This is a genomic window from Streptomyces sp. B8-7 (assembly GCF_058833805.1).
Genome location: NZ_JBYRRL010000005.1, coordinates 718,875 through 735,984, shown reverse-complemented (window position 1 = coordinate 735,984; position 17,110 = coordinate 718,875). Strand labels below are relative to the sequence as shown.

General features: G+C 71.0%; 15 protein-coding genes and 2 riboswitches. Of the genes, 5 read left to right on the top strand and 10 right to left on the bottom strand.

Annotated features, from left to right (window positions below; genetic code table 11):
- Nucleotides 1-38: 38 nt before the first annotated feature.
- The 8 genes from AC5K6T_RS27345 to AC5K6T_RS27310 all read right to left on the bottom strand — a co-directional run bounded on the left by AC5K6T_RS27345 (nt 39) and on the right by AC5K6T_RS27310 (nt 9,962).
- The gene (locus tag AC5K6T_RS27345) at nt 39-1,331 is read right to left on the bottom strand and encodes an ABC transporter ATP-binding protein (protein WP_493213152.1); all 1,293 of its coding nucleotides are present in this window, start codon (nt 1,329-1,331) and stop codon (nt 39-41) included.
- A complete protein-coding gene (locus tag AC5K6T_RS27340) occupies nt 1,328-2,422 on the bottom strand; it encodes an ABC transporter ATP-binding protein (RefSeq protein ID WP_493213151.1) in 1,095 nt (364 codons plus the stop codon). Before AC5K6T_RS27340 ends, AC5K6T_RS27345 begins: the two co-directional genes overlap by 4 nt.
- Complete coding sequence (locus AC5K6T_RS27335; RefSeq protein ID WP_493213150.1) at nt 2,419-3,426, bottom strand: ABC transporter permease; 1,008 nt, start codon at nt 3,424-3,426, stop codon at nt 2,419-2,421. The genes AC5K6T_RS27340 and AC5K6T_RS27335 overlap by 4 nt, the downstream gene beginning before the upstream one ends.
- A 69-nt stretch (nt 3,427-3,495) precedes the next feature.
- Nucleotides 3,496-5,247 (bottom strand): ABC transporter substrate-binding protein, encoded by a 1,752-nt coding sequence (locus AC5K6T_RS27330; RefSeq protein ID WP_493213149.1) that lies wholly within the window; start codon nt 5,245-5,247, stop codon nt 3,496-3,498.
- A 58-nt stretch (nt 5,248-5,305) separates the two neighbouring features.
- Nucleotides 5,306-6,304, bottom strand: coding sequence for an ABC transporter permease (locus tag AC5K6T_RS27325; RefSeq protein WP_493213148.1), 999 nt, complete (start codon nt 6,302-6,304; stop codon nt 5,306-5,308).
- Nucleotides 6,305-6,909: 605 nt separating this feature from the next.
- The gene (locus tag AC5K6T_RS27320) at nt 6,910-7,701 is read right to left on the bottom strand and encodes an enhanced serine sensitivity protein SseB C-terminal domain-containing protein (RefSeq protein ID WP_493213146.1); all 792 of its coding nucleotides are present in this window, start codon (nt 7,699-7,701) and stop codon (nt 6,910-6,912) included.
- A gap of 362 nt (nt 7,702-8,063) precedes the next feature.
- Nucleotides 8,064-8,825 (bottom strand): enhanced serine sensitivity protein SseB C-terminal domain-containing protein, encoded by a 762-nt coding sequence (locus AC5K6T_RS27315; protein ID WP_493213144.1) that lies wholly within the window; start codon nt 8,823-8,825, stop codon nt 8,064-8,066.
- Between the two features lie 468 nt (nt 8,826-9,293).
- Nucleotides 9,294-9,962: an AAA family ATPase gene (locus tag AC5K6T_RS27310; protein ID WP_493213143.1), complete on the bottom strand. Its 669-nt coding sequence runs from the start codon at nt 9,960-9,962 to the stop codon at nt 9,294-9,296.
- A 179-nt stretch (nt 9,963-10,141) separates the two neighbouring features.
- Nucleotides 10,142-10,235, top strand: a riboswitch (glycine riboswitch).
- Nucleotides 10,236-10,371: riboswitch (glycine riboswitch) on the top strand.
- Between the two features lie 47 nt (nt 10,372-10,418).
- On the opposite strand from AC5K6T_RS27310, the gene gcvT reads away from it, so the two are divergent.
- The 4 genes from gcvT to AC5K6T_RS27290 all read left to right on the top strand — a co-directional run bounded on the left by gcvT (nt 10,419) and on the right by AC5K6T_RS27290 (nt 14,766).
- Nucleotides 10,419-11,537 (top strand): glycine cleavage system aminomethyltransferase GcvT, encoded by a 1,119-nt coding sequence (gene gcvT / locus AC5K6T_RS27305; protein ID WP_493213141.1) that lies wholly within the window; start codon nt 10,419-10,421, stop codon nt 11,535-11,537.
- A gap of 133 nt (nt 11,538-11,670) precedes the next feature.
- Nucleotides 11,671-12,048, top strand: coding sequence for a glycine cleavage system protein GcvH (gcvH, locus tag AC5K6T_RS27300; protein ID WP_493213139.1), 378 nt, complete (start codon nt 11,671-11,673; stop codon nt 12,046-12,048).
- An 8-nt stretch (nt 12,049-12,056) separates the two neighbouring features.
- Nucleotides 12,057-13,337, top strand: coding sequence for a serine hydroxymethyltransferase (glyA, locus tag AC5K6T_RS27295; protein WP_493213138.1), 1,281 nt, complete (start codon nt 12,057-12,059; stop codon nt 13,335-13,337).
- Between the two features lie 61 nt (nt 13,338-13,398).
- Nucleotides 13,399-14,766, top strand: a complete 1,368-nt coding sequence (locus tag AC5K6T_RS27290) for an L-serine ammonia-lyase (protein WP_493213136.1) — start codon at nt 13,399-13,401, stop codon at nt 14,764-14,766.
- Nucleotides 14,767-15,043: 277 nt separating this feature from the next.
- On the opposite strand, the gene AC5K6T_RS27285 is transcribed toward AC5K6T_RS27290, so the two are convergent.
- Together AC5K6T_RS27285 and AC5K6T_RS27280 are read right to left on the bottom strand one after the other, a co-directional pair.
- On the bottom strand, nt 15,044-15,511 hold the full coding sequence (locus AC5K6T_RS27285; RefSeq protein WP_493213134.1) for an NUDIX hydrolase: 468 nt from the start codon (nt 15,509-15,511) through the stop codon (nt 15,044-15,046).
- Complete coding sequence (locus tag AC5K6T_RS27280; protein ID WP_493213132.1) at nt 15,498-16,271, bottom strand: helix-turn-helix domain-containing protein; 774 nt, start codon at nt 16,269-16,271, stop codon at nt 15,498-15,500. Before AC5K6T_RS27280 ends, AC5K6T_RS27285 begins: the two co-directional genes overlap by 14 nt.
- A gap of 95 nt (nt 16,272-16,366) precedes the next feature.
- On the opposite strand from AC5K6T_RS27280, the gene AC5K6T_RS27275 reads away from it, so the two are divergent.
- Complete coding sequence (locus AC5K6T_RS27275) at nt 16,367-17,059, top strand: HAD family hydrolase (protein WP_493213131.1); 693 nt, start codon at nt 16,367-16,369, stop codon at nt 17,057-17,059.
- Nucleotides 17,060-17,110 lie beyond the last annotated feature (51 nt).

Sequence of the window (17,110 nt, the reverse complement as noted above, 5' to 3'; positions counted from 1 at the left end):
CCCCTGCCTTGCAATGCAAGGCAGGGGCGCGCTCCGGGTTACTGCTCCTCGGCCTTCGCCGCACCCTTGTCGGCGCTGCCGGCCTCCCCGGCGCCGGTCCCGGAAGCGCCGGTCTCCGGCTCCGCCTCGGCCGCCGTCGACTCCGGCACCGAGACAGCGTCCGGCTCCGACACCGACACCGGCTCCGGCTCCGGCTCCGGCTCCGACACCAGCCTCGCCGCCTCCTCCGCGGCGCCCAGCAGGACGGTGTCCTGCGGCTGCTGGTCCTCGAAGTCCTCCGGGTGGTGGCAGGCCACGCGCTGGCCGGGCCGCAGCTCCAGCAGCGGTGGCTCGGTCGTGCGGCAGACCTCGGTGGCCTTCCAGCACCGGGTGTGGAAGCGGCAGCCGCTGGGCGGCGAGATCGGCGAGGGGACGTCGCCCCTGAGCAGGATGCGCTCGCTCCCGGCGCTCCTGCGCTTGGGGTCCGGGATCGGCACCGCCGACATCAGCGCCTTGGTGTACGGGTGCATCGGCGCCGTGTACAGCAGGTCGCGGTCGGCCAGCTCCACGATCTTGCCGAGGTACATCACCGCGATCCGGTCCGAGACGTGCCGGACCACCGACAGGTCGTGCGCGATGATCACGTAGGTCAGGCCCAGCTCCTGCTGGAGGTCGTCCAGCAGGTTGACGACCTGCGCCTGGATCGACACGTCCAGCGCGGACACCGGCTCGTCCGCGACGACCAGCTTCGGGTTCAGGGCGAGGGCGCGGGCGATGCCGATGCGCTGGCGCTGGCCGCCGGAGAACTCGTGCGGGTAGCGGTTGTAGTGCTCCGGGCTCAGCCCCACCAGCTCCAGCAGCCGCTGGACCTCCTTCTTCACCCCGCCCTCGGGCTCGACCCGCTGGAGCCGGAAGGGCGCCGAGACGATGGAGCCGATGGTGTGCCGGGGGTTCAGGGAGCCGTAGGGGTCCTGGAAGATCATCTGGATGTCCCGGCGCAGCGGGCGCATCCCGGCGGTGCTCAGGCGGGTGATGTCCTTGCCGTCGAAGCGGATGGTGCCGCCGGTCGGGTCCTGGAGCCGGGTGATGACCCGCCCCATCGTGGACTTGCCGCAGCCCGACTCGCCGACCACGCCGAGGGTCTCGCCGCGGCGCACCTCGAAGTCGATCCCGTCGACGGCCCTGACCGAGGCGACCTGCCGCTTCAGCAGACCCTTGCGGATCGGGAAGTGCTTGGTGAGCCCCTCGACCCGCAGCAGCACCTCGCGCTCGCCCAGGGCCTGCCGCCGCTCCCCGGGAGCCTTCTGCTGTGCCGGGACCGTGACGGCGTCCGTCTTCTTCGTCTCACTCACAGCTTCGGCGCAATCTCTTCGGTCCAGATCCGGGTGCGGTCCTCGGGCGAGAGGTGGCAGGCGGACCAGTGGCCGCCCTCGACCGGCCGCAGCTCCGGGCGGACGGTGCGGGTGGCGTTGTCCTTGGGCACGTCCGCGTACGGGCAGCGGGGGTGGAACGCGCAGCCGGAGGGCACGTTGATGAGGCTCGGCGGCTGCCCCTTGACCGGGACGAGCCGGTCGGTGGTCTCCCGGTCGATCCGGGGCATCGAGCCGAGCAGCCCCCAGGTGTAGGGGTGCTGCGGCCGCTCGAAGACGTCCTCGACGGAGCCGCGTTCCACGCACCGGCCGCCGTACATCACGAGGACGTCGTCGGCGATCTCGGCGACGACGCCGAGGTCGTGGGTGATGATGACGACCGCGGAGCCGAACTCCTTCTGCAGGTCGCGGATGAGGTCGAGGATCTGCGCCTGGACGGTGACGTCGAGGGCGGTGGTCGGCTCGTCCGCGATGAGCAGCTCGGGGTTGTTGACCAGCGCCATGGCGATCATCGCGCGCTGGCGCATACCGCCGGAGAACTCGTGCGGGTAGGCGGCGACGCGCTTGTGCGGTTCGGGGATGCCGACCCGGTCGAGCATCTCCACCGCGCGCAGCCGGGCGGCCTTGCGGCTGACGCCGTGGTGGACGCGGTAGGCCTCCACGATCTGGCTGCCGACCGTGTAGTACGGGTGCATCGCGGACAGCGGGTCCTGGAAGATCATCGCCATCTCGCGGCCCCGCAGCCGGCGCACCTCGTCGGGGTCGGCGGAGACCAGCTCCTTGCCGTCCAGCCAGATCTCGCCGGACATCCGGACGTTCTTGCCGCGGGAGCCGAGCCGGTGCAGCCCCATGACCGCCAGGGAGGTGACCGACTTCCCGGAGCCGGACTCGCCGACGATGCTGAGGGTTCTGCCCTTCTCCAGCTGGAAGCTGAGCCCGTCGACGGACTTGACCAGGCCGTCGTCGGTGGGGAAGTGCACCCTGAGGTCGCGCACGTCGAGGAAGGCGGTCGTCTCCGGCGCGGCGGGGGCGGGCTCGCCCACGGCGGCGCCGGTCTTGGAGAGTTCGGTCACGAGAGCCTCACCCGCGGGTCGGCGGCCGCGTACAGCAGGTCCACCAGGAAGTTTGCGAACACGACGAAGGTTGCGGCGAGCAGGGTGACCCCGAGGATCGGGGGCAGGTCGTTGTCCTGGATGGACTTGACCGCGTACTCGCCGATGCCGTGCAGGGAGAACACCGTCTCGGTGATGACGGCACCGCCGAGGAGCAGGCCGAGGTCCATGCCGAACACCGTGATGATCGGGGTCAGGACGGCGCGCAGGCCGTGCTTGACGACGACGTTGCGCTCGCGCAGGCCCTTGGCGCGGGCGGTGCGGATGTAGTCCTCGCTCATCGTCTCCAGCATGCCGGAGCGGGTCAGCCGCGCGTAGATGGCGGAGTAGAGCAGGGCGAGCGAGCACCAGGCGGGGAACAGGGTGTTGGCCCACTGGGACGGGTTCTCGGTGAACGGCACGTAGGTGCGGCCGAAGATGGGCCACTGGTAGGTGAACAGCAGCAGCGCCAGCTGGCCCGTGAAGAACATCGGCAGGGAGACGCCGGAGAGGGCGACGCCCATGAAGAGGCGGTCGAGGACCGAGCCGGGCTTGAGCGCGGAGATGACACCGGCGGTGACACCGGACACCAGCCACAGCACCGCGGCACCGGCGGCCAGCGACAGCGTCACCGGCAGGCGGGAGGTGAGCTGCGGCCAGACCTCCACGTGGGTCTTGAAGGAGTAGCCGAAGCACGGCGCGTCGCAGTGCACGGTGGTGGGGCCGAGGTCATAGGTGGCGCCGGCCACGATCCCCTTGATGAAGTGCCAGAACTGGGCGTAGACGGGCTGGTCCAGTCCCAGGTTGTGCTTGACCGCGGCGATGTCGGCGGGCGACGGGTTCTTCCCGATGTACTGCTGGGCGAGCTGGTCGGCGGTCTGGCCGGCGAGCCGCGGCAGCAGGAAGAAGATGCCGAAGGTGACCGCGGCGACGACGAGCAGCAGGATCACCGCTGCGATCGTCCGGCGGATGATGTACGAGATCACGGGGACCGGCGCTGGTGCCCGCGGGCCTCTCGGCCCGCGGGCACCAATGCCTTCACCTGCCTTCCGGGGCTACTTCTTGGTCGTACCGATGTTGAGGTAGTCGTACTGACCGCTCCAGGCCGCGTTGGAGACCAGGTTGGTGAAGTTCGCCGGGCGGTACAGCAGGACCTTGAAGTAGGTCAGCGGGACGAGGGCCGCCTCCTCCATCGTCTTGTTGTCGATCTCGCCGTACAGGGCGTCGCGCTGCGCCTTGTCCTCGGTGGCGATCGCCGTCTCCAGCTTGGAGTTGATCTCGTCGTTGTCCAGCTGGGACAGGTTGGTGTTGCCGGACTCGCCGATCGCGTCGCCGTGCAGGATCTGCTGCAGGAAGCCGTAGCCGGACGGCCAGTCGGCACCCCACTGCATCATCATCAGGCCGATGTTCTGCTTCTCGTCGAACTTCGGCACACCCACGGAGTCGGTGAAGTACTTGCCCGACGGGTACTGCTTGAGGGTGGCGTCGATGCCGGCCTTCTTCAGCGAGCTGATGATGGCGGTGGCGGCGTCGATCTCCTGCGGGCGGTCGCTGCGCGCGGAGATGTTGGTGGAGATGGACGTCTTGCCGCAGGCCTTCAGCTGCTCCTTGGCCTTGGCGGCGTCGCCCTTGCCGCCGTCGGTGGCGTACAGGTCGGACTTGGCGTAGCCCGGGATGTCCGGCGGCAGGACGGTGGTGGCGATGTCGCCGCGGATCGGGCCGCCCTCGGCGGTCTGCACGGAGACCTTGTCGATGGCGTACTGGACGGCCTTGCGGCAGGCGACGTTGTCGAACGGCGCGAGCTTGGTGTTGATCGCCATGTAGACGAGGCGGCCGCCGTAGGTGTTGTCGGTGTTGGCCTTCAGGGAGGGGTCGTTGACGACCTTCGCCTGGGTGGCGGCCTGGACACCGGTGCCGCCGAGGTCGATGGCCCGGCCGGCCATGACGTCCTGGTCGATGGTCTCGGCGTTGACCTTGAGCTTGACGACGATCTGGTCGGGGTACTGCTTGCGCAGCGGGTCGGTCTTCGGGTCCCAGTTCTCGTTGCGGACGAGGACGACCTGCTTGCCCTCCTCGTAGCTCTGGAACTTGTAGGAGCCGGAGGACACGATCTTCTTGACGTAGTCGACGCCGGTGTCCTTCGCCTTCGGCACGGGGGCCGTCTGCGGGGTGGCGACGAGGTAGTCGAACTCCTGGAACGCGCGGTTCAGGTGGAAGACGATCGTGGAGTCGTCGGGCGTCTCGATGGACGCCAGGCCCTTGTCGCTCTTGTCCTTGTAGGGGCCCTTGTACTTGTCGCCGCCCTCCAGGAACTGCTGGAAGTAGTTGGGGCCGAGCGAGAGCACGTCGCGGGCGAAGTTGGAGCGCTCGACGGCGTACTTGACGTCCTTCGAGGTGATCGGCGTGCCGTCCTCGTACTTCAGGCCGGCGCGCAGCTTGTACGTCCAGGTCTTGCCGCCGTCGCTGGGCTCGCCGGCGCTCTCGGCGAGGTCCGGGACGAGTTCGTTGCCCTTCTCGCCCGGACCGGGCTTGAAGGTCATCAGCGGGCGGGCGTAGAGCCGGCTGAAGTTGTACATGTACGCGTAGTACGTGTTGCCCGGGTCGAAGGAGTCCGGCACGTCCGAGTACTCGTAGGTGACCGTGCCGCCCTCCTGCGTGGAGGCGTTGACGACGGCCTTGGTCGCGGCGTTGGCGCCAGCGGACTTGCCCGATTCGTCGTCCTTGTTGTCATCGGCCTTGCTGCAGCCTGAAAGGACCAGGCTGACACTGCCGATAGCCGCGAGCGCGGCAAGCGCTGACCTTCGCATGATGGTCTGCTTCCCCTCCATTGTCGGAAACTTGTTGAGCTCTCGGCGCGGCGGCATGTCAGCGGCTGCGCGGGTCGAGGGCGTCACGGAGACCGTCACCGAGCAGGTTGAACGCCAGGACGGTGACGAAGATGGCGAGGCCGGGCACGATCATGAACTGCGGATCGACCTGGTAGAAGTTGACGGCCTCCTTCAGCATCCCGCCCCATGAGGCCTGCGGGGGCTGGATGCCGACGCCGAGGAAGCTCAGGCTCGCCTCGAACAGGATGTTGGTCGGGATGAGCAGCGTCGAGTAGACGATGATCGGGCCGACCAGGTTCGGCAGCAGTTCCCGGAACAGGATGTACGGACCCCTGGCGCCCATGCCGCGGGAGGCGTCGACGAACTCACGCTCCCGCAGGGCCAGGGTCTGACCGCGCACGATCCGTCCCAGGTACGGCCAGTTGAAGAACCCGATGATGAAGATCAGCACGCTGATGTGGAGCGGCAGTCCCTCGAGACCGAAGGCACCGCCCTGCAGCGTCGCGGAGATGGCGATGGCGAACAGCAGCAGCGGGAAGGCGAGGAAGGTGTCCATCAGCCGGCTGATGACCGTGTCCACCCGTCCGCCGTAGTAGCCGGCCATCACACCGAGGATGGTGCCGATGGTGTTCGACAGCAGCGTGGCACCGAAGGCGACGACCAGGGAGACCCAGGACCCCTCCAGGATGCGGGTCGCGATGTCGCGCCCGAACTTCGGCTCCACACCGAGCGGGTGGTCCCAGCTCATGCCGCCCATGCCGCCCGTGGGCAGCGAGGTGTTCGGGTCGATCAGGTCCTGGTTGAACGCGTTCGGGTCGAGACCGAAGAGGCTCTGGATCGGACGCGAGAGGACCGCGAGGGTGATCAGGGCGATCACGACGATCCCGCCGGCCACCGCGACGCGGTCCTTCTTGAAGCGGGACCAGGCGATCTGCCCCAGGGAACGCCCCTCGATCCGCCCCTTGTCGACACCGGCGAGCACAGTCTCCGGCTGCGCCTCGGCCGCCGACCCGGTGGTCCCGATCGGTGCGGTCACGGTGACCTGACCTCTCTCGCCGGTGGTGACCGGCCTTGTGTCCGCCGCTGTGGGCGGCTCGTTCGCTTGTCTGCACAAAGGTGGGCACGGTCGATGCCGGCACCTGTCCAACTCATCCCTTGTCGGCACCTATTGAGCACTCGGTCAAAGGATCGATCGGCGTCTTGAGAGGTGAGTCTTCAACGCACTCTTGATCACGCGCCAGGCCTGTCCGCGAAAGGATGCGCAACCGTGACACCCATCGGGGAATTCCGCTATCCGAACCCCTGATGCCGCGTTACGGTGAGCGACGCCCTGCCCGGTGGATGCGCCGGGCACGCCGACAGCACGTCATGCCGACCGCTGAGCTGCGGCGTTGCCGGTGGGAGCGGGCTCGGGCGGAGAAGACGGAGCCGGCGGAGGGGCTCCGGCGGGCCGCGCCCCGGAGCGACGGCCTCCGCGGAGGCGGCCTCTCCGGAGGGGCCGGGCCCGCAGAGGCGGCCTCCGCGGAGGGGCGGGCTCGGACGGCGTGGGCTCGGGGGCGCGGGCTCGGACGGCGTGGGCTCGGGGGCGCGGGCTCGGACGGCGTGGGCTCGGGGGCGCGGGCCGCGCCGGAGCACCGTGGCTCAGAACCCGCCGTGCACCGGCGGGTAGCCGTACCCGGCCGCGGGGGCGGGCGCGGCGTGCGCCTCGCGGTCGTAGAACGGCCGGGCCCCGGTCCGCATCCACATCGCGACCGGGCAGTACTCGTCGGACATGGCCACCGTGGACACCGGCAGCCCGTCGGGGACGGCGCCCACGGACTGCTGCATCATCGCGCGCACCGAGTCCACGGCGGGCGGGGAGGTGTCGTACAGGTCCAGCCCGATGGCGAGGTAGGGGGCACCGAGCGCGGGCTGCACCCAGGCGCGGCGCAGGGTGCGCACGGCGGGGGTGCGGTGGGCGTTCTGTGCGAGCAGCGCGTAGAACTGGGGGATCTCGACGGCGGGTTCGGTCAGCCGCAGCGGGCCGGCCGGCTGCCGGTCGAGTCCGGTGGCGATGCGGCGCAGGTCGAGCCAGGGCACCCCGACACCGCCGCCGGGGGCGTGCGGGTTGAGCCAGAGGCCGTAGTGCTCGGGGTAGAGGGTGCGGGCGACGTCGAGGGCGTCGACGACCTCGTAGCTGCGGTTCCAGCCGCTGGCCGACAGCTCCTGCGCGGAGGTCACACAGGGGGCGTAGGAGTGGCCGTCCACGTGCATGTCGCCGTACTGGGCGTCCGGGGAACCGGCCTGGCCGCGCCACAGCAGCATCCAGATCTGGCCGGAGGCGGGGGTCGCGAGGGCACGCAGGAACTCCTCGTAGGCGTCGTAACGCCCCGGGGTCACCTGGCGCAGCGTGTGCTCGACCGTGCCGGTCGCGGCGGTGCCGCTCGCGCTCACTTGTGTTTCCGCCCCTTCTTCCTCGACCGGGTCATGAAACCAGGTTATGTCGTTCGGGGGGAGGATCGGGGAGGGCTCGGGAGGGATCTGTGACGCGGCCGCAACGACGGCGCTGCAGCCCGTCGCCCCCGCCGCACCGGACCCGCCGGTTCCCCGCCGCCCCGCCGGTCACGTCCTGTCGCCCCCGTCCCGTCCACCGGTCACGGCCCGCCCCCTCGGTCCCGCCGCCCCGCGGTCCCCTCGCTCCCGCCCGCCGCGCCGCCCCGGCGGGCCGTGTCACGCCCCGGGGCGGCGGCGCACCGCCCCTGCTTCCGGTTCTGCTCCCGGCCCCGGCTCGGTCCGGTCCTGTTTCCGGTCCCGGCTCACTTCTGGAAGAACGGGCGCACCTCGGTGCTCATCCACTCCCCCACCGGGTCCTGCGCCACGTCCAGCAGGACCAGGTTGACCGGCCAGGGCACGGGGACCTCGGCCAGGGCACGGCCGAGGGCCTCGCTGGGGGCGGTGAGCGGCTCCTCGTCCAGTCGGGCCAGCTCCACGCCGACGAACAGCACGGGCTCGGCCGTCTCGATCGCGGCCAGGCAGCGCCGGGCCGAGCGGACCACGCCGGTGGCGTCGAACGCGGCGGCGGCCGCGGTGAGGAAGTCGACGGGGTCCTGCTGCCAGTCGGGCTCGAAGAGGCGGACCCGGCCGCCGCCGGCGGTACCGTCCAGCGGGGTGTGCCCGGCCCGGCACAGCTCCGCGACGGCGGGCGGCGGCAGCGGGACACCGACCACGCCGCCGGGGTTGAGCACGACACCCGCGTGCGGGGGCAGTCCGCGGGCGAACTCCACGGCAGGGGCGACGGCGTACGCCATGGCGGGCCCGGCGCCGAGCCGGAACTGCTCCTCGGAGCTGAAGACGGGCACGTACGCCTGGCCGTCGAGCTCCAGGGTGGGCAGGTCCAGCGAGGTGCTGTCCGGGCCTCCGCCGGCCGGCAGGGGCACCCAGACGAAGCTGCGGGCGAGCACCTCGACGATGCGCGGGCCCGCCGACGGGACGCCGAGGGAGGCGGAGAGCACCTCCTCCAGTTCGTTGCCGGGCCATCCTCCGTGCGGATGGGGGTGTGCCTGCGCCGGGAAGTCCATCTGCCGCCTACCGCCTGCCGTGGTGCTGCCATGGTGCTGCCGTGGTCCTGCCGTGGTCCTGCTGAAGTCCTGCTGTGGCTGAAAAGGCTAACGCGTGCCGGTCGCGGCCCGTTCGGGCCGCCCGGCCCGCCGGAGCCGGACGCCGGAGGGGGCCGGACGGCGGAAGCGGGGCCGGACGCCGGAGGGGGCCGGACGCCGCGGGACCGGACGGTGAAGGCGGGACCGGACGACGAAGGCGGAGCAGCCCGGCGGCGGGCATCCGCCCGGGGAAGCGGAGGCATCCGCCCGGGGAAGCGGAGGCATCCGCCCGGGGAAGTGGAGGCGGCCGCGCGGGAAGGCGGACGGAGCCGCCCGCCGGCAGGCGGCCGCCCGACAGGGCGCGGACGCCCGGTCCGCCGGACCGCCCCGCCGCTCAGCCGCCCCGCCGCCCCGCCGCTCAGCCGCCCCGCCGCCCCGCCGCTCAGCTGCTCAGCCGGTGAACCCGATCCGGCGCAGTGCGTCGGCGGCGTCGCGGTCGAGGAGGACCGCCGAACCGCAGCCGGCCGGGAGTTCACCGGACTCCACGCGGCGCAGCAGCCGGGCGAAGGCGCCGCGGTGGCGCCGGAAGGCGTAGCGGGAGACGCCCCGGCCGCGGGCCCGCTGCCCGGCCAGGGCGTGGCCGGGTGCGACGTCGAGGAGCAGCAGGTGGAGGGTGCCGCCGCGGCGGCGGGCGGCGCGGGACAGCCAGCCGCGCACCCACGACTGGGTGCCGCAGTCGTGCACGACGACGCCCCGTCCCTCGCCGAGGGCGCGGCGCAGGGCGGCGTAGTGGGCGAGGCGGACCAGGGGGCGGTAGAGGGCGTAGGGCAGGAGGCGGGGGGCGCGGGCGTCGAAGCGGTCGCGGGTGTCCTGGGAGTCGATGCGCGACCCGGGCACGGCGCGGCGCATCAGGGTGGACTTGCCGCTGCCGGGCAGCCCGGTGACGACGACGAGGTCGTGCGGGCCGAACAGCAGGGCGTGCGGGCTGCGGCCGGCCCGCTCGCGCAGGTCGCGGACGACGGGGGCGGGCCGCGCGGGGCAGGCGTCGCGGGGCGGGGCGAGGCGCTGGGCGGGCAGCGCGAGGGCCGGGCTCGTGGCGTACGGCGTGGTCCTGTTCACCGTGTTCGTCCTCCCCTGGGGCGGGTCGCGGGACCCTTGCCCATCGAGTGTAAAGAGACGGTAATGCGGCGGCCTAGGGATTTCGTGTGCGTACTGCCACAGGCCGGTTACAGATGCGGCCCTGCCGTACCGGGCGGATGCGTGCAATGATGGGCGCGCCTAACTGCATACCGGCCGTTTGAATCCGCGCGGGAGAGTCCCCAGCCTGGCTGGGGCGCCGAAGGAGCAAGTCCCTCCCTTGAATCTCTCAGGCCCCGTTACCGCGCGGGCGAGGCACATCTGAAAAGCGGGCCGCTGCCGGCAGTGGTCCCACCCAAGGTGCAAGCCGTGATCCCTCCGTCCGCCGCCGCACGCGTGTGTACGGACGGTCATGGCGAACCTCTCAGGTTCCGATGACAGATGGGGAGGAACGACCTCGCCTGTCATGTTCTTGGGTTCTTGGGAGACGACCGACCGATGAGCAGTACTGAACTCCGCCACACGGCGCTCGATGCCCTGCATCGTTCGCTGGGCGCGACGATGACCGACTTCGCCGGCTGGGACATGCCGCTGCGCTACGGCTCCGAGCGCGACGAGCACGTGGCCGTGCGCACCAGGGCCGGCCTGTTCGACCTCTCGCACATGGGCGAGATCACCGTGACCGGCCCGCAGGCGGCCGCTCTGCTGGACTTCGCCCTGGTCGGCAACATCGGCGGGGTGGGTGTGGGCCGGGCCCGCTACACCATGATCTGCCGGGCCGACGGCGGCATCCTGGACGACCTGATCGTGTACCGGCTGGGCGAGAGCGAGTACATGGTCGTCGCCAACGCCTCCAACGCCCAGGTGGTGCTGGACGCGCTGGCCGAGCGCGCGGCCGGCTTCGACGCCGAGGTCCGCGACGACCGCGACGCGTACGCACTGCTCGCCGTACAGGGCCCGGAGTCTCCCGGCATCCTGAAGTCGCTGACGGACGCCGACCTGGACAACCTCAAGTACTACGCCGGCCTGCCCGGCACGGTCGCGGGTGTGCCGGCGCTGATCGCGCGCACCGGCTACACGGGGGAGGACGGCTTCGAGCTGTTCGTGCGGCCGGAGCACGCCGTCGAGCTGTGGCAGGCACTGACGAAGGCCGGCGAGGGCGTCGGGCTGATCCCCTGCGGCCTGTCCTGCCGGGACACGCTGCGCCTGGAGGCGGGCATGCCGCTGTACGGGCACGAGCTGACCACGTCGCTGACCCCGTTCGACGCCGGGCTCGGGCGGGTGGTGAAGTTCGAGAAGGAGGGCGACTTCGTCGGCCGCGAGGCGCTGACCGGGGCCGCCGAGCGCGCCGCGGCGAACCCGCCGCGGGTGCTGGTCGGCCTCGTCGCCGAGGGCCGCCGGGTACCGCGCGCCGGATATCCGGTGGTCGCGGACGGCCGGGTGATCGGTGAGGTCACCTCCGGCGCCCCCTCCCCCACCCTGGGCAAGCCGATCGCCATGGCGTACGTCGACGCGGCGCACGCGGCGCCGGGCACCGAGGGTGTCGGTGTGGACATCCGGGGCAGCCACGAGCCGTACGAGGTCGTGGCGCTGCCCTTCTACAAGCGTCGCAAGTGACACCGTCGTAGCGCCGCAGAGCCGGCGTCGGGCACGTTCACGCCGCTCACGCAGGTCTCTCTGCGGTCCCCCCTGCCCCGGCAGGCGGTCCCCCCTGCATCAGCACCACCTCGCGTACAGGAGAATCCAGGCCATGAGCAACCCCCAGCAGCTGCGCTACAGCAAGGAGCACGAGTGGCTGTCGGCCGCCGAGGACGGCGTGTCGACGGTCGGCATCACGGAGCACGCCGCGAACGCGCTCGGTGACGTCGTCTACGTCCAGCTCCCCGAGGTCGGTGACACGGTGACCGCGGGCGAGTCCTGCGGCGAGCTGGAGTCGACCAAGTCGGTCAGCGAGCTGTACTCCCCGGTCACCGGCGAGATCACCGAGGTCAACCAGGACGTGGTGGACGACCCGTCGCTGGTGAACACGGCCCCGTTCGAGGGCGGCTGGCTGTACAGGGTGCGCGTGGAGGGCGAGCAGGACGAGCTGCTGTCCGCCGACGAGTACACCGCCTACACCGCCGGCTGAGGAGACCCATGTCCGTCCTGAACACCCCCCTGCACGAGCTCGACCCGGAGATCGCCGCGGCGGTCGACGCCGAGCTGGTCCGTCAGCAGTCCACGCTGGAGATGATCGCCTCGGAGAACTTCGCTCCGCTGGCGGTCATGGAGGCGCAGGGCTCGGTCCTGACCAACAAGTACGCCGAGGGCTACCCGGGCCGCCGCTACTACGGCGGCTGTGAGCACGTCGACGTCTCCGAGCAGATCGCGATCGACCGGGTCAAGGAGCTGTTCGGCGCCGAGTACGCCAACGTGCAGCCGCACTCCGGCGCCTCCGCGAACCAGGCCGCGCTGTTCGCGATGGCCCAGCCCGGCGACACGATCCTCGGTCTGGACCTGGCGCACGGCGGCCACCTGACGCACGGCATGCGGCTGAACTTCTCCGGCAAGCAGTTCAACGTGGTGGCGTACCACGTGGACGTGGAGACCGGCCTGGTCGACATGGCGGAGGTGGAGCGCCTCGCCAAGGAGCACCGCCCCAAGGTGATCATCGCCGGCTGGTCGGCGTACCCGCGTCAGCTGGACTTCGCGGAGTTCCGCCGGATCGCCGACGAGGTCGAGGCGTACCTGTGGGTCGACATGGCGCACTTCGCCGGCCTGGTGGCGGCGGGGCTGCACCCGAACCCGGTCGAGCACGCCGACATCGTCACCTCCACCACGCACAAGACGCTCGGCGGGCCGCGCGGCGGCATCATCCTGGCCAGGCAGGCGTTCGCCAAGAAGCTGAACTCGTCCGTCTTCCCGGGCTTCCAGGGCGGCCCCCTGGAGCACGTGATCGCGGCGAAGGCGGTCTCCTTCAAGGTGGCGGCGTCCGAGGACTTCGCCGAGCGGCAGCGTCGTACCGTGGAGGGTGCGCGCCTCCTCGCCGAGCGGCTGACCGCTCCGGACGCCCGGGAGGCGGGGATCAACGTCCTGTCCGGCGGTACGGACGTGCACCTGATCCTCGTCGACCTGCGCGAGTCGGAGCTGGACGGCCAGCAGGCCGAGGACCGCCTGCACGAGGTCGGCATCACGGTCAACCGCAACGCGGTCCCCGACGACCCGCGGCCGCCGATGGTGACCTCCGGTCTGCGGATCGGTACGCCCGCGCTCGCGACCCGCGGCTTCACGGCCGAGGACTTCGCCGAGGTCGCGGACGTGATCGCCGAGACGCTCAAGGCTCCGTCGCCCTTCGAGGAGGCGGACGTGGCTCCGCTCAGGGCCCGGGTGGCGGCGCTCGCCGGCAAGCACCCGCTGTACCCCGGCCTGAACAAGTAAGTCCCCGGCGGGGCACCCGGCGGATCCCGGGTGCCCCCGCCATCCCTTTGGAGGAGTGACCGTGGCCATCTCGGTCTTCGACCTGTTCTCGATCGGCATCGGCCCGTCCAGCTCCCACACGGTCGGCCCGATGCGTGCCGCGCGCATGTTCGCGCGCCGCCTGCGCAACGAGGAGCTGCTGCCGGCCGTCGCGTCGGTGCGCTGCGAGCTGTACGGCTCGCTGGGTGCGACCGGCCACGGCCACGGCACCCCGAAGGCGGTGCTGCTGGGGCTGGAGGGCGACTCGCCGCGCACGGTGGACGTGGAGAACGCCGACGAGCGGGTCGAGACGATCAGGGCGCAGGGCCGGATACGGCTCCTCGGCGAGCACGAGATCCCCTTCGCCTTCGACGACGACCTGGTCCTGCACCGCCGCAAGGCACTCCCCTACCACGCCAACGGCATGACGCTGTGGGCGCACGACGCGAGCGGCGCGGAGCTGCTCTCCAAGACGTACTACTCGGTCGGCGGCGGCTTCGTCGTGGACGAGGACGCCGTCGGCGCCGACCGCATCAAGCTCGACGACACGGTCCTGAAGTACCCCTTCCGCACGGGCGACGAGCTGCTGCGCCTGACCCGCGAGACCGGCCTGTCGATCTCCGCGCTGATGCTGGAGAACGAGCGGGCCTGGCGCACCGAGGAGGAGATCCGGGCCGGACTCCTCGACATCTGGCAGGTCATGCGGGCGTGCGTGTCGCGCGGCATGTCCCGCGAGGGCATCCTGCCGGGCGGCCTGAAGGTGCGGCGGCGGGCCGCGACGACCGCGCGCAAGCTGCGCTCCGAGGGCGACCCGCAGGCCCTCGCCATGGAGTGGATCACCCTCTACGCGATGGCGGTGAACGAGGAGAACGCGGCCGGCGGCCGGGTCGTCACCGCCCCCACCAACGGCGCGGCCGGCATCATCCCCGCAGTGCTGCACTACTACATCAACTTCGTGCCCGGCGCCGACGAGGACGGCGTGGTCCGCTTCCTCCTCGCCGCGGGCGCGATCGGCATGCTGTTCAAGGAGAACGCCTCCATCTCCGGCGCCGAGGTCGGCTGCCAGGGCGAGGTCGGCTCCGCCTGCTCGATGGCCGCGGGCGCCCTCGCCGAGGTACTCGGCGGCAGCCCCGAGCAGGTGGAGAACGCGGCCGAGATCGGCATGGAGCACAACCTCGGCCTCACCTGCGACCCGGTCGGCGGCCTGGTGCAGATCCCCTGCATCGAGCGCAACGGCATGGCCGCGGTCAAGGCCGTCACCGCCGCCCGCATGGCGATGCGCGGCGACGGCTCCCACAAGGTGTCCCTGGACAAGGTCATCAAGACGATGAAGGACACCGGCGCCGACATGTCCGTCAAATACAAGGAGACCGCCCGCGGCGGCCTCGCGGTGAACATCATCGAGTGCTAGGCGAATGGGCCCTGACCAGCGCGTTCGTGTCTCTCGGCGCTGTCGGGGCCTTCCCTGTCTGCCCGGCGGAAAACCCCTGGATTCTCCCTGGAAGGGACGCGGAAGTCCCTGAAGGGCCCCTGGAATGCGCCTGCCGTGCCTGCACCTCGACGAGGTCTGCCCGCGCCGGAAGCTGACCACGTTGCCTGATGGTGCGGCGAACGGCTCCCGCACGTGTCGGCGGCTTGTGCAGGTCACGCCCCGGGCAGAGAGCTCGCATGGAAGCCGCGCTGGCGGCTCAGCCGAGGTAGGGATAGGTGCCGGCGAGGTAGTCCCCGATTTGCCGGCGCATGCTGGGGTGGATGTCGTAGCGGTCCAGGTCGGCCGGCTGGACGAAGCGAACGCCGTCGGCCTCGTCGTTGATCGTGGGCGCTCCGCCGACGGGACGGCCGATGTAGGTGTTCTCGTACTGCTGGCGGATCTCGCCGTCGGTGTAGGCGACGATGTGGTTCGGGTTGGTGTAGACGCCGAGGAAGCCGGTGATCTCCGCGATCATGCCGGTCTCCTCCAGGCACTCGCGTACGGCGCACTCGGCTGCGGTCTCGCCGATGTCCTGGGCTCCGCCGGGGAGGGCCCACTGGCCGGTGTCGCGGCGGCGCTGGAGGAGGATGGCGCCGGTCTCGTCGACGACGAGAAGGTTGCTGGCCGGGATGAGGGTGTTCGCCTTCGGGGCGGTGGGGTCGTTGTAGTACTCAGTCCTGCCCATGGTCGGCGGTCCTCTCCTGGTCGGGTGCCCATGGCCGCGCGGCGGCCCAGACGGCGTCGAAGCTCTGAGCGTAGTTGTCGAACCACCCTGTGCCGTCTGCCCTCTTGAGGTGGAGGAGGGGGTTGGCGCTGGCGGGTTGTCCCCAGATGTGGGGGTTGACGAGCAGGTTGTCGTCGTAGCGGAACATGGACGTGTAGAGGGCGGTGTCATGGAGCCGTACGGCGCACCCGGCCTCGCCCGGCAGCGGACGGTAGTACGTCAGTGAGGCGCGGATCTTGGCGGCGAGGGTGTCGCCGATTCCCTCCTCGCGGCCCCGGATGGCGACTGCCTGCCCGTCCGGATCGCCGAAGCACAGGCGCACCCGCACTCCCTCGGCGGCACGTTCGGAGAGCATCTTGGCGACGTGAGGGTTGGACTGGGCGAAGAAGGTGCCGGAGAAGACGAGGACGCCGGTCTCGTGCCGAGCCTCTCGCAGCAGCGCGAGCCAGACGTCCCGGGGCACGCTGGCCCGGTTCTGGTAGGTGCCGACCAGTTCCGTGCCTAACCCGTCCCGCGGCCCGCCGGGGCGCTTGGACGGCTCGGGCCACAGGAAGGTCTCTTCCACGCGCAGGTGTCGCGCGACGCGGAAGCGGTGCCGGGCATGGGGAATCCGCCCGCCCAGCCACCGGCTCACCGTCTTGGGATCTACCTCGCAGATTTGGGCCAGCGAGTCGGGCGAGACGCCGCGCTGGCCGAGCACAGTGCGCAGTCGGTCGTTCACAGCAGATATCGAATCGGCGCACCGCGTGATCGCGCAAGGACGTTTGGGGACTCGGTGGCTGAAGCGGAACCTCGCCGACTTCCTACTCTGGCGGCATGGAGCTCTTCGTCCTGTGGGACATCGACCACACCCTCATCGAGAACGCGGGGGTGAGCAAGGAGATCTACGCCGCTGCCTTCTCGGCACTCTCGGGACGCGAGCCCACGGAGGCGGCGCGTACTGAGGGTCGTACGGATCGGCTGATCATGCGCAACATGTTCGTCCGCGAAGGGCTGCCCGTACCTGCCTGGCACTTCATCGAGACGGCGCTCGCGCAGGCGGGGGAAGCGCGCCTGGAGGAGTTGCGCAGGCGCGGGACTGCCCTGCCCGGTGTCCATGAGGCGCTGAAGGCCGCCTCCGCTCAAGGCGGTTGGGTCTCCTCCGTTCTCACCGGCAACATCGCCGCCAACGCTCGTGTGAAGGTGTCCGCGTTCGGCCTCGAATCGCTGCTGGATCTACCGGTGGGCGCCTACGGAGCGGACGCTGAGCTCCGTCCCCATCTGGTCGCTGTCGCCCGCGAGCGCGCGCAGCGGCTGCATGGTGTTCCGGCTGACGTCTCCACCGTCCTCGTGGGGGACACTCCGCGCGACGTGGAAGCGGCTCTGACCACGGGCTCCGGGATCCTCGCCGTCGCCTCCGGCATCCACACTCCGGAGGAACTGACCGCCGCCGGCGCTGCCGACGTCCTGCCCGACCTGTCGGACACGAAGCGCGTCCTCAGCATCCTGGAGTCCTTCGAAGGCCGCTGAAAACGTCCCAGGACGTCCTCGGACCGTCCCTGAACGCGGTGCCGAGGTCCC